Annotated in this window: 12 protein-coding genes; all 12 read right to left on the reverse strand. The window is 70.9% G+C overall.

Going from position 1 to position 11,449, the window contains the following annotated elements:
- A partial coding sequence (locus Mterra_RS14335) for an iron chelate uptake ABC transporter family permease subunit (protein ID WP_147372807.1) occupies positions 1–241 on the reverse strand: 241 nt, incomplete at its 3' end.
- On the reverse strand, positions 238–1,302 hold the full coding sequence (locus tag Mterra_RS14340) for a sucrase ferredoxin (protein ID WP_119315798.1): 1,065 nt from the start codon (positions 1,300–1,302) through the stop codon (positions 238–240). The genes Mterra_RS14335 and Mterra_RS14340, both read right to left, overlap by 4 nt.
- A gap of 20 nt (positions 1,303–1,322) precedes the next feature.
- The gene (locus Mterra_RS14345; protein ID WP_245971639.1) at positions 1,323–1,799 is read right to left on the reverse strand and encodes a ferritin; all 477 of its coding nucleotides are present in this window, start codon (positions 1,797–1,799) and stop codon (positions 1,323–1,325) included.
- 18 nt (positions 1,800–1,817) lie between these two features.
- Positions 1,818–2,786: an ABC transporter substrate-binding protein gene (locus Mterra_RS14350; protein WP_119315799.1), complete on the reverse strand. Its 969-nt coding sequence runs from the start codon at positions 2,784–2,786 to the stop codon at positions 1,818–1,820.
- Positions 2,787–2,831: 45 nt separating this feature from the next.
- On the reverse strand, positions 2,832–3,770 hold the full coding sequence (locus tag Mterra_RS14355) for an ABC transporter substrate-binding protein (protein ID WP_245971640.1): 939 nt from the start codon (positions 3,768–3,770) through the stop codon (positions 2,832–2,834).
- 3 nt (positions 3,771–3,773) lie between these two features.
- Positions 3,774–4,694 (reverse strand): ABC transporter substrate-binding protein, encoded by a 921-nt coding sequence (locus Mterra_RS14360; RefSeq protein ID WP_119315800.1) that lies wholly within the window; start codon positions 4,692–4,694, stop codon positions 3,774–3,776.
- Positions 4,695–4,703: 9 nt separating this feature from the next.
- Positions 4,704–5,714, reverse strand: coding sequence for a FecCD family ABC transporter permease (locus tag Mterra_RS14365; RefSeq protein ID WP_119315801.1), 1,011 nt, complete (start codon positions 5,712–5,714; stop codon positions 4,704–4,706).
- A gap of 374 nt (positions 5,715–6,088) precedes the next feature.
- Positions 6,089–6,913 (reverse strand): uroporphyrinogen-III synthase, encoded by an 825-nt coding sequence (locus tag Mterra_RS14370; RefSeq protein WP_119315802.1) that lies wholly within the window; start codon positions 6,911–6,913, stop codon positions 6,089–6,091.
- Positions 6,910–7,257, reverse strand: a complete 348-nt coding sequence (nirD, locus tag Mterra_RS14375) for a nitrite reductase small subunit NirD (protein WP_119315803.1) — start codon at positions 7,255–7,257, stop codon at positions 6,910–6,912. The genes Mterra_RS14370 and nirD overlap by 4 nt, the downstream gene beginning before the upstream one ends.
- Positions 7,254–9,773 (reverse strand): nitrite reductase large subunit NirB, encoded by a 2,520-nt coding sequence (gene nirB, locus Mterra_RS14380; protein WP_119315804.1) that lies wholly within the window; start codon positions 9,771–9,773, stop codon positions 7,254–7,256. The genes nirD and nirB overlap by 4 nt, the downstream gene beginning before the upstream one ends.
- 13 nt (positions 9,774–9,786) lie before the next feature.
- Entirely contained in the window at positions 9,787–11,052 is a 1,266-nt protein-coding gene (locus Mterra_RS14385; protein WP_119315805.1) for an MFS transporter, read from the reverse strand.
- The coding region (locus tag Mterra_RS14390) for an SAM-dependent methyltransferase (RefSeq protein ID WP_245971641.1) at positions 11,049–11,449 on the reverse strand (401 nt) is incomplete at its 5' end. The genes Mterra_RS14390 and Mterra_RS14385, both read right to left, overlap by 4 nt.

The following is an 11,449-nucleotide window of genomic DNA, read 5'->3' on the forward strand; positions in this document are numbered from 1 at the left end:
GGATGGCCCCCGAGACCGCGAACATCGCCCCGCACAGCGCCCCCACGAGAATGCGGGGCATCCTGAGCTCCCAGAGGATGCGGGTGTGGGTCGCGTCGGCGGGGCCGGCGAGGGCCTGGAGGACCTCGAGGGGGCTCATCCGGATCGCCCCGACCCCGACCGACACCAGCATGGTCAAGAGCAGGGCCAGCGCCAGTAGGGGCAGGAGCGTGAGGGGGGGCAAGGACTTGCGGTGGGTCATAGGGGATCCTCACCCGTCGAGCGCCGAGCGCCGAGTGCCGAACGCTTGGGGTAGTTGCTCGCCTCCCGCACCTCGCGGACGCGGTACCGGTTGACGGTCATGGCCTCGCCCCCCGACTGCCCCACGGTCTGCAACACCCCGGCCCGCTCGATCAGGACCTCGTAGGCCTCCTTTTCCCCGCCGGGGGAATGGCAGGTAAGCCGCACCCACACCCGCTCGGGCGGGTCGGGGTGCTGGATGGGGGTGTAGGCCCCCCACTCCAGGCCCATCGCCCTTTCGCCCCCCTCGACCCGGACCACGCGGCCCTCCCGCGGGCGGTCCAGCCAGCCCCAGCCCTCGCGCTCCAGCAAGTGCCCGTCCGCCATCTGCCCGAAGCAGTCCAGGGCGCTCCAGCCGCGCAGCTTGCTTGCGAACACGGGCCGGTCCCGAAACACCAGGTTGTCCAGGTCCTCAGGCCCGATGAAGCCCCAGTAGTGCCCGGTGGGCAGGTCGATGAGCGTGGGGGCGAAGCGGTGCCCGCCGAAGTGCGTGCAGCGCCACAGCCGCAGCCCGGGGCCCCCGTAGCGCTCGCGCAGCTCGCGGTAGACGGGGTAGCCGAACTTGGCGCAGCACACGTCCACCGTGCCGTGGGTGCACACCAAGAGGTCGCGCCCGCTGAAGCTCGAGCGGTACGGCTCGAAACCTTCCAGCCCGTCCCCGAACAGCAGGGCCTCGCACAGCGCGGCGACCCGCGGGGTGGGGAGCTGCCACTCCCCCCGCTCGAACCGCGCGAAGGCCCCCTCGGGCCGCCGGAGCCACATCACGCGGGTCAGGCCCGGCCGGCTGTACTCCTCGTCGGGCACCACCCCGACCGGGACGAAGTCGATCCTGGCCTCGTAGGCCCGCAGCAGCAGCGCCCCCAGGCCCTGCGGCAGGGTGGGGGCCTCGAGGAAGTTGCGCGGCCAGGGGGTCGGGACTTCCACCACCAGGAACCGCCGGGTCTGGGGCGCATTCCCGACGGGCTGCTCCCCCTGGGACCGGGCGAACAAGGAGCAGAAGCGGGTGTCGCAGGGCTCGGTCATGAGGGTGGCAGGGCGCGGTCTTATCCCTTGGGCAGGAGGGTTTCGGCCTGGAAGGGGTTGAGGCCGCTCTCCAGCACGGCCGCGAGGCGGGCGAAGGTGTTCTCCTCCTCGATCTGCTCCTCCAGGAACCACTGCAGGAAGCCGTAGCCCGTGTGGTCGTGGTGCTCCTGGGCCACCCTGGCCATGACGCGGAAGCCGTCCGAGACTTTTCGCTCGTACTCCAGCGACTTGGAAACGGCCTCGAGCAGGCTGCCGTAGCGCGTGGCGGCCTCGGGTATGGCCTCGAGCGCGACCGGGGCGCCGGCCTCGCTCAGGAAGCGCACGATCTTCAGCGCGTGCTCGCGCTCCTCCCCGGACTGGCGCTCGAAGAAGCTGGCCCACCCGTCGAGGTTGAGCCCGGCACAGTAGACGCTCATGCCCAGGTAGACCTGGGAGGCGCGGAACTCGTGGACGATCTGCTGGTTGAGCAAGCCGGCAAGGGCTTCGGAAATCATCATGGTCGTTCCCTCCTTACCTCACCGTTCACGCCGGAGCTTCTCGAGGATCATCCGGGTCAGGTCGTTGGAGTTGCGGATGCTGACCAGGGGCCCGCTGTAGGGGCTATAGTCCTCCGGCACGTAAAGGATGCTCTGGTCCTTGAGCTTCTGGCCGACGGGGCTGGCGTAGAAGGCCTCGGCCCCGTTGTACTTGCCGCCCGGCGGGAAGACCACCACCAGGGTCTGCCGGTCCAGCGAGACCAGGGCCTCGTCGCTGACCTGGGCCCCCACCCCGAGGGTGACCTCCTTGGGGGCGAAGCCGTCCTTGAAGCCCAGCTCGCGCAGGTCGGGGATCAGGCGCACGCCGGTGTATACCCAGTTGCTCCCCCCGGCGAAGGGGGCCACCACCACGACCTTGGGGTACTTCTCGAACACCCCGGCGGCCCGCAGCCGGGCCGCGTTGGCCCGGTTGGTGGCCCTGACCTGCTCGATGACGCGCTCGGCCTCGGCGCTGCGGCCGAAGACGCGGCCCAGCTCCCGCAAGCCTTTCTGCCAGAACCCCTCACCGCCCTCCTCGTAGCCGATGGTCGGGGCGATGCGGCTGAGCTTGTCGTAGTTCGGGTTGCCCTTCCAGGTCAGGCGCACGATCAGGTCGGGCTTGAGGGCGAGGACGGTCTCGAGGCTGGGCTCGAGCCAGGAGCCCACGTAGGTGGGGTTGTTCAGCCTCGCGCGGGCGAAGAACCCCTTCCGCAGGACCTCCGGCTTGACCCTCCCGCCTTCGACGTCGGCCGGGCTGAGGTAGGCGCTGCCCAGGCCCACGACCCGGTCGGCGACGCCGAGGGCGGCCAGCCAGCCCAGCGCCTCCTCGTCCATCACCACCACCCGCTGGGGTACGCCCTGAACGGTCGCGGTGCCCTCGTCGTGCTTGACGGTCAGGGGCTGGGCCACGGCCAGCAGGGCCAGGCTGATGCCTGCGGTGAGTAGGGAGACCGAAAGCGTTCTTTTCATTCTGAATTCCTCCTTAGCAACGTTCGCGACGCGCCCTGATGCCCGTCACCGGCCGGCGAGCAGGTACTTCTCGAGGTCGTCGAGCACCCGGTTCGCCCCCAACACCCCGATGGCCAGGAACCACACGTCGTCGTTGACCGCGATGGCCCGGCCCTTCTGCACCGCCTTGAGGCCCTTCCAAAGCGGGCTCGCGAGCACGGCGGCCTGGTCGGTCTGGGCGGGGTCGCCGTAGGTGGAGTAGAACAGGTAGTCGGCGTCGAGGTCGGGGAGGCGCTCGAGGGAGATGTAGTCGGCGAAGGTGTCCTTGCTCTGGAAGGCCGGGCGCGGCAGGCCCACGTCGGCGAGGATGGTGCCGATGTAGTTGGCCCGGTTCATGCTGCGGACCTGGCCCGGGGTGAAGCGCAGGATGCTCACCGTGGGCAGCCGGCCCCTTCCCCCCAGCCGGTCGCGCAGTTGCCCGGCCCGCCGCTCGTACTGCGCCAGCAGGACCTTGGCCTGGGTGCTGCGCCCCAAGGCCTCGCCCGCCAAAAGCAGGTTCTCCTTCCAGACCACGCCCACGGTCTCGGCCATCACCGTGGGGGCGACGCGCGCGAGCTGCTCGTAGATCGGGCCGTGGCGCAGCTTGCTGGAGAGGATCAGGTCGGGCTTGAGGGCCAGGATCTTCTCCAGGCTGGGCTGCTGGATGGTCCCCACCGCCTCGATGCCCGGGGTGAGCTTGCCCAGGTAGGCCGGGAAGGGCTGGCCTGGGGGCGTCACCGCGCCCACCGGCTTGACGCCCAGGGCCAAGGCGCTGTCCAGCTCGCCGGTGTCGAGCACCACCACGCGCTTGGGCACCTTGGGGACGCAGCTCGTGCCCATGGCGTGCTTGACCAGGCGGCCCGCGCAGGGCTGGGCAAGGGCGGGTTGACCCAGGGCCAGCGCCGCCAGGCAGGAAGCGATGAGGATCTGGCCGGAGAGGATGGCCTTGAGAAGGGTTCTTCGCACGGTTCACCTCGAGGGGGTCCGGTCGGCCAGCAGGCCGCTGCCGATGCACTCGGCCACGATCAGCTTCAGCGCCAGCGGCCCCCGGCTGCGGGTCCAGAGGTCGCGGTCGAACTCCCATACCCGGCCCCGCTTGACGGCTTCGATGTTGTTCCACAGGGGGTTCTTGGCCCACTGGCGGGTGATGGGGTTCTCGTCCTTGGCGGTGAAGAGCACCAGGGCGGGCGGGTTGAGGGCCACGAGGCCCTCGAGCGAGACCTCGAACTGGCTCTGGCCGTTCTGCGGCTTGACCAGGTTCTTGCGGCCCAGCCGCTCCAGGAGGCTGCCGATGAAGCTCTCGCTGGAGTGCAGGGTGAGCGAGGTGGGCGTGGCCACCGCCGCCACCAGCCCGCCGGCGCGGGGGTTGGCGAAGGAGCGGGCCTTGGCGAGCAGGCTGGCCTGGTCGGCCACCAGGGTGCGGGCCAGCTGCTCCTTGCCCAGCGCCCGGCCGATGTCGAGCACCTGCTGCATCAGGTCGTCGTAGCTGCCCCGGCGGGAGTGGAAGGCCGCGGTGGGCGCGACCTTCTGGAGCTGGGGGATGAGGTCCTTGTGCACGAAGGCGTCGGCGAGGATCAGGTCGGGCTTGGCGGCCACGATGGCCTCGAGCGAGGGCTGGGCCCTCGAGCCGATGCTGTTCACCCCGCCCAAGAGCGGCTTGAGGTAGGGCGCGGGCCCCCGGTCGCCGCCCTGGGTGCCGATGGCCGCCCCCGCCGGCTTGACGCCCAAGGCCAGCAGGGTGTCGAGAAAGCTGTACTCCAGCACCACCACCCGCCTGGCCGGGGCGGCGAGCTCCAGGGTGCCGGCCTCGTGCTCGAGGGTGAAGGGGAAAGCCTGAGCCAGCGCCAGGCCGTAGAGCAGGCCCGACAGCGCGATCACGGTTCGTTTCATGCTTGCTCCTCACTTCTCCTGCCCGACGCGGCGGGCGAGATGGACGAAAAACGGGGCTCCGATGGCGGTGATCAGGATGCCCACGGGGGTCTCGAGGGGACGGTCCACCAGCCGGGCCCCCACGTCGGCCAGCAGCAGGATGGCCGCCCCCAGCACCGCCGACAGCGGCAGCACCCGGCGGTAGTCCGCCCCCACCAGGCCCCGCGCCAGGTGGGGGGCCATCAGGCCCAGGAAGCCGATGGGCCCGGCGATGCTGGTCGCGGCGGCGGCGCAGAGCACCGCCAGCGCGGTCGCCCAGGCGCGCACCAGCCCCACCCGGACCCCCAGCCCCCGGGCCACGTCCTCGCCCAGGGCCAGCAGGTTCACGAGCTGGGCCGACAGCAGGGCCAGGGCCAGGCTGCCCGCCGCCCACGGCAGGACGGGCAAAAGGCCCTCCCATGTACGGCCCGCCACGCTGCCCGACAGGACGAACAAGGCCCCCCTGGCCCGCTCCTCGAAGAGGATGAGGATGGCGTTGGACGAGGCGGCCAGCAGCGCCCCCACCGCCACCCCGGCCAACGCCAGGCGCACCGGGGTCAGGCCCACCGTCACGGCGATGGCGTAGACCAGCCCCGCCGCCAGCAGCCCGCCCGCGAAGGCCGCCGCCACGAACCACCGCGCCGGCAGGGCGGGCAGGAAGACCACCACCGCCAAAATGGCCAGGGCCGCCCCGGCGTTGACCCCCAGGATCCCCGGCCCGGCCAGGGGGTTGCGGGTGATGCCCTGCAGCATCGCCCCCGAGACCGCCAGGCAGGCGCCCACCGCCAGGGCGGCCACCGCGCGGGGGAGGCGCAGGGTCTGCACGATCAGGCCGTCGGTGGAGCCGTCGGGTTGGAAGACCAGCCGCCAGACCTCGGCCAGCGGGATGTCCTTAGCCCCCACCGAGATCGACAGCAGGAAGGCCAGCAGCAACAGCCCCAGGCCCAGCGGAAAAGCCAGCCAGGCGGCGCGGGATCCGCGGGAGGGTAGGGCGGCGGTCATGGCGCGGCGTGTGGTTGCGCGCGCTGGCGCTCGAGCCCTTTACTTCCGACCGCCTTCGTGCCCTGGGCAGAGCCCAGGGCGAGCGTAGCCAGCACAGACCGTGGTTTCATTCCTTCCTCCGCCACCCGGGGTCCCAGGTGAAAACTCTCCCGAGTCTATGCAGTGCCGCGGCTTAAAGTCAACTATTCCGCTCGGAATTATATAGTATTGAAACCGATAACTGTTCTCGTTACGGCTAAGGGCTGAGCCGCCCCGCCGGCTGCACGGTTGGGCGGGGCTAATGCCCGGTTCGGTCAGCCCGTCACCGCACCGCCAGGGAGGGGTGGGCTCTGGGGTCCAAAAAGGTAGCCCCCGGGGTTCTTCGGACCGGGGGATTATCTTTTTGAACCCGGTGCGAGGCGCTCCCCACCCGCCCGGAAGGCGGCGAATTCCGTCACCAGGGCTCCGATACGCTCGGTCTGCGGGTGCCACACCCGGATCCCCGCCTCCCGCAGGGGTTTGGCGGTCACCCGCCCGATCGCCAGGGCCCACACCGCGTCGAACGCTTCCCCGAGGGCCGCCAGCCGTCCCCGCCCGCGGGCGTGCCCCAGCAGGTGCTCCACCTGGGGCACGCTGGTGAAGACCACCGCGTCGAGCTGCCGGGCGAGGATTTCCTCCAAGAGCCGCGTGAGCTCGGCCTCGGGGGCGGGGAGGTGCCGGTAGGGCAGGAGCTCCTCGAGCTGTGCCCCTTGCTCCTGCAGGAAGCGCACCAGCCGGGGGGCGGGCTGCCCGTAGAGCTGGAGGAAGACCCGCCGGCCCGCGAAGGCATGGGCCTGAAGGGCTTCGATCAGGCCCTCGACGGTGCCGTCTTCGCCCTCGACGGCGGCCTCGAGGCCGTGCCGCTCGAGGGCCCGCCCGGCCTTGTAGCCGCGCAGGGCGATCCGGCTGCGCTCTAGCTGGGCGCGTACCGCCTCCCACAGCCCCAGGGTCCCGGCCTGCCCGGCGAGTTCCTCCAACCCCGCCCCGGTGGTGAAGATCACCCAGTCCGCGCCCTCCTGGGCGAACTTGCGGAGCTGAGCCTCGAGGGCGGGGGGCTCGGCCAGCACGGTCTGCACGGTGGGGCGGAAGAGGGCGGTGGCCCCCTGCTTTTGCAGGATCAGCGCCAGGTCCTCGGCCCGGCGGGGGCCGCACAGGGCGAAGCGCAGCCCGGAGAGCTTCATGCGCCCGCCCGGGCCGCCTCGAGGACGGGAACGCCCACCCAGACCTCCCCCTCCTCCAGCTTCGCCGCGTACACCGGCAGGCGCACGTTGGGGTCGTCGAGGCACTCGCCGCTCTCGAGGTCGAAGCGGTGCTTCAAGAGCGGCGAGGCCACGTACAACCGCTCGCCCTTGCTGCCCACCAGGCCCCGGCTGAGCACGTTGGCCCGGGTGAAGGGGTCGAGGTTGGAGAGAGCGAACAAGCGCTCGCCCACGCGGAAGACGGCCACCTGCCTCCCCTCGACCCGGGCGCAGACCCCGAGTCCCGGCAGGATCTCCTCGAGCCGGCAGACCCGGACCCAGTTCACGGCTCCACCCCCGTCGCGATCGGCAGCGGCAGGGTGTCGCGCTCGAAGTCGTAGGCCGGGCGGTGCTGGCCGCGCTGCTCGACCACCACGACGTTGTCGTCGGGGGCGTCGGAGTTGACGAAGTGGCGGAAGCTCTTGAGCTTGTCGGGGTTCTCCAGCGTGGCCCTCCACTCGCAGCGGTAGGTCTCGACGTGGCGGGCCATCTGGGCCTCGAGTTCGGCGCAGATGCCCAGCCTGTCCTCCACGATCACCCCGCGCAGGTACTGAAGGCCGCCCTCGAGCTTCTCCAGCCACGCGCTGGTGCGCTGGAGCTTGTCGGCGGTGCGGATGTAGAACATCAGGAAGCGGTCGATGTAGCGGGTGAGGGTTGCCTCGTCGAGGTCGGCGGCCAGCAGGTCGGCGTGGCGGGGCTTCACGCCGCCGTTGCCGCACACGTAGAGGTTCCAGCCCCGCTCGGTGGCGATCACCCCCACGTCCTTGCCCTGGGCCTCGGCGCACTCGCGGGTGCAGCCCGAGACCGCCATCTTGACCTTGTGCGGGGCCCTGAGGCCCTTGTAGCGGTTCTCCAGCCGGATCGCCAGCCCCACCGAGTCCTGCACCCCGTAGCGGCACCAGGTGTCGCCCACGCAGCTCTTGACGGTTCGCAGGGCCTTGCCGTAGGCGTGGCCCGACTCGAAGCCGGCGGCGATGAGGTCGGCCCAGACGTGCGGGAGCTGCTCGAGCCGTGCGCCGAAGAGGTCGATGCGCTGGCCGCCGGTGATCTTGGTGTAAAGCCCGTACTTCTTCGCCACCTGACCGATGGCGATGAGCTTCTCGGGGGTGATCTCCCCGCCGGGGATGCGGGGCACCACCGAGTAGGTGCCGTCGCGCTGCAGGTTGGCCAGGAAGCGGTCGTTGGTGTCCTGCAGGGGCGCGTGGGCGTCCTCGAGCACGTACTCGTTGTAGAGCGAGGCCAGGATCGAGGCCACGGCCGGCTTGCAGACCTCGCAGCCGTGCCCCCTGCCGCAGTCGCGCAGCAGGGCGTCGAAGGTCTTGTAGCCCCTGACCCGCACGAGGTCGAAGAGCTCGCGGCGGCTGTAGGGGAAGTGCTCGCAGAGGTGGTCGCTGACCTTCTCGCCCAGCCTCAGCAGCTCCTCCTTGAGGACGTCGCCCATCACGCCTACGCACCCGCCGCAGCCGGTGCCGGCCTTGGTCGCCTTCTTCAGCGAGGCGACGTCGCGGCAGCCTGCCCGGATCGCCTCGCAGATGGCCCCCTTAGCCACGTTCTCGCACGAGCACACCCGCGCCGTCAGGGGCAGGCTGGCCCTGGGGGCGGGGCCCCCTTCGCCGGGGGGAATGAGCAGGTGCTCGGGGTTGTCGAGTTCGACGGCGCTCAGGGCCAGGCCGTGCAGGCTGGCGTAGTCGGAGGTGTCGCCCACCAGGACGCCGCCCAGGAGCCGTTTGCCGTCCTCGCTGAGCACCAGCTTCTTGTAGACGCCCCTGCCGAAGTCGCTGTAGAGGATCTCCCGCGCGCCGGGCGTCTGGGCGAAGGCGTCGCCGAAGCTGCCCACCTCCACGCCCAGCAGCTTGAGCTTGGTGGACAGGTCCGCGCCGGTGAAGGCCCGCTCGCCGCCGGTGAGGCGCTCGGCCAGGACGCGGGCCATCTCGTAGCCGGGCGCCACCAGCCCGTAGACGCGGCCCTGGTAGAGCGCGCACTCCCCGATGGCGTAGACGTGGGGGTCGGAGGTGCGGCAGTGCTCGTCGATCACGATGCCGCCCCGCTCGCCCACCTGCAGGCCGCTCTGGCGCGCCAGCTCGTCGCGGGGGCGGATCCCCGCCGAGAAGACCACTAAGTCGGCCTCGAGGCTGTCCCCGTCGGCGAAGTGCAGCGCGGCCACGCGGTCGCCCCTGGCCTCGATCCGCTGGGTGGACCTGGAGACGTGCACCCCGATCCCCATGGCCTCGAGCTTCCTCTTCAGCAGCCGGCCCCCCAGCTCGTCGAGCTGCACGGGCATCAGGCGGGGGGCGAACTCCACCACGTGGGTCTGAAGGCCCAGCTTCAACAGTGCCCCGGCGGCCTCCAGCCCCAGCAGGCCGCCCCCGATCACCACGCCTGTGCGGCTGTGCCTGGCCCAGGCCTCGATGCGGGTGAGGTCCTCGAGGGTGCGGTAGGTGAAGCAGCCCTCGAGGTCGCGCCCCTCGATGGGCGGCACGAAGGGGTAGGAGCCCGTGGCCAGCACCAGCGTGTCGTAGGGGATCTCCTGGTGGGCGGTCTGCACGACCCTTCGCTCGCGGTCGACCGCGATGGCCCTGGCGTTGACGACGCGAACGCCCCATTCGGCGTACTGCTCGTAGGTCCCCAGCGAGAGGTTGGGGCGCGGTTCGTCGAAGAACTCGCTGAGGTGGACCCGGTCGTACGCCAGGCGGGGCTCCTCGGCGATCACCGTGAGGTCGAAGCCCTGGGTCTTCGCCCTCAGGGCTTCCAGGAACTTGTGCCCCACCATGCCATTGCCCACCACCACGATTCGCTCTGCCATACCCCTTACCTCACTAGCGCGCCGCTCCGGAATGGTCGAGGGTTTCGAGCTGGGCCTCGAGCTGGCGGATGCGGATGCCCAGCACCGCGATGTGCAGCCACACCAGGCACACGAAGGCCAGGGCCGCCAGCACCAGGAAGACACTCTGCGGAAGCCCGGTGAGGCCTTTGATCCAGGCGAACGCCAGCGGCAGGAAAAAGCCGCCCAGCCCGCCCAGCATGCCCACCATGCCGCCCGTCACCCCGATGTCCTGGGGATACCACACCGCCACCATCTTCAAGTTGGCCGCCTTGCCCACCCCCATCGCGAAGCCGATCACCACCACCAGCAGGGTGAAGCCCCACACCCCCAGCAGCTTGGGGGGCAAGAGCAGCAGCGAGGAGGCCGCCAGGATCACGCCAAAGACCACGTACATCAGGCGGCGGGCCCCCATCCGGTCGGAGAGGTAGCCCCCCCAGGGGCGCAGCAGCGAGGCCGGGAAGATGAACAGCGACGTGAGCAGGCCGGCCAGGGACAGCGGGACCTCGTACACGTCGACGTAATACTTGGGAAGCCACAGCGAAAGCCCGACGTAGGCCCCGAACACCACCACGTAGTACAGGCCGAAGCGCCAGACCTGGACTTGCTTGAGGGGCCCCAGAGCCTCGGCCAGGGAACGGCCTTCACCCCGGACACGGTCCCTGGGGGTGAAGCTCCAGACCATCAGGGCCGTGACCACCAGGGCGATGCCGTAGACCCAGGGCACGAAGCGCCAGCCGCCGGGAATGCCGCCCAGGCCCGCTGCCGGGACCAGCGTCAGCAGGGCGGGGGCCAGCAGCTTGGTGATGGAAGCCCCCACGTTGCCGGCGCCGAACACCCCCAGGGCCAGCCCCTGGCTCTGCGCTTCGAACCAGGCCGAATTCCAGGACACCCCCACCGCGAAGGAGGTTCCGGCCAGGCCGATCAAAAACGCCAGGACCAGCAGTTGCTCGTAGGACTGGGCCAGGCAGAGCAGGAAGGTGGGTGCGGCGGTGATCAGGCACAGCAGGGCGAAGACGCGCCTGCCGCCGAAGCGGTCGGCCCAGATGCCCAGCGGCAGCCGCAGCAGCGACCCCGTGAGGATCGGGATCGCGCTGAGCAGGGCAAACTGGCTGTCGGTGAGCCCCAATTCCTCGCGAATGGGCAGCCCGATGATGGAAAACAGCACCCACACCGCGAACAAGAGGGTGAAGGCCAGGGTTGACACCGTGAGCACCGCGCGGCGGTGAAAGCGCTCGAGGGCTGCCCCGGGTGTGTTCATGTGACCTCCTTAGGGATGCTGGTCTGATGGGGCTGTGAGGTTGGGGCCTCGAGCCGCTCCCTTCCGGCGACGGCCCGCTCGAGGGCTTCGAGCCGCTCCCGCACCCGCACGACCTCCCCGATGACCCACACGGCGGGGGGGCGCACCTCGACCCCCCCTTCCGCCACCCGGCCCAGGGTGGCGGTCACCACCCGCTCCTCGGGGGTGGAGCCGTTCTCGACGAAGGCCACCGGCTCCCCCGGCCTGCGCCCGGCCCGGATCAGCGCCGCCGCGATGCGGGCCCGCTCCCCCACCCCCATCAGCACCACCAGGGTGTCGACGCGGGCGTAGGGGGCGGGGTCGGGCAGGGTTCCCCCCTGGGCGTGCCCCGGGAGCACCGCGAAGCCGCCGGCCACCC

This window comes from Calidithermus terrae (assembly GCF_003574345.1).
GTDB lineage: Bacteria > Deinococcota > Deinococci > Deinococcales > Thermaceae > Calidithermus > Calidithermus chliarophilus.

Bases quoted from the DNA above. Each gene is read 5' to 3' on its own strand.
- Mterra_RS14340 (WP_119315798.1), bottom strand. From the start codon at position 1,302: ATGACCGAGCCCTGCGACACCCGCTTCTGCTCCTTGTTCGCCCGGTCC.
- Mterra_RS14345 (WP_245971639.1), bottom strand. From the start codon at position 1,799: ATGATGATTTCCGAAGCCCTTGCCGGCTTGCTCAACCAGCAGATCGTC.
- Mterra_RS14350 (WP_119315799.1), bottom strand. From the start codon at position 2,786: ATGAAAAGAACGCTTTCGGTCTCCCTACTCACCGCAGGCATCAGCCTG.
- Mterra_RS14360 (WP_119315800.1), bottom strand. From the start codon at position 4,694: ATGAAACGAACCGTGATCGCGCTGTCGGGCCTGCTCTACGGCCTGGCG.
- Mterra_RS14365 (WP_119315801.1), bottom strand. From the start codon at position 5,714: ATGACCGCCGCCCTACCCTCCCGCGGATCCCGCGCCGCCTGGCTGGCT.
- Mterra_RS14370 (WP_119315802.1), bottom strand. From the start codon at position 6,913: ATGAAGCTCTCCGGGCTGCGCTTCGCCCTGTGCGGCCCCCGCCGGGCC.
- nirB (WP_119315804.1), bottom strand. From the start codon at position 9,773: ATGGCAGAGCGAATCGTGGTGGTGGGCAATGGCATGGTGGGGCACAAG.
- Mterra_RS14385 (WP_119315805.1), bottom strand. From the start codon at position 11,052: ATGAACACACCCGGGGCAGCCCTCGAGCGCTTTCACCGCCGCGCGGTG.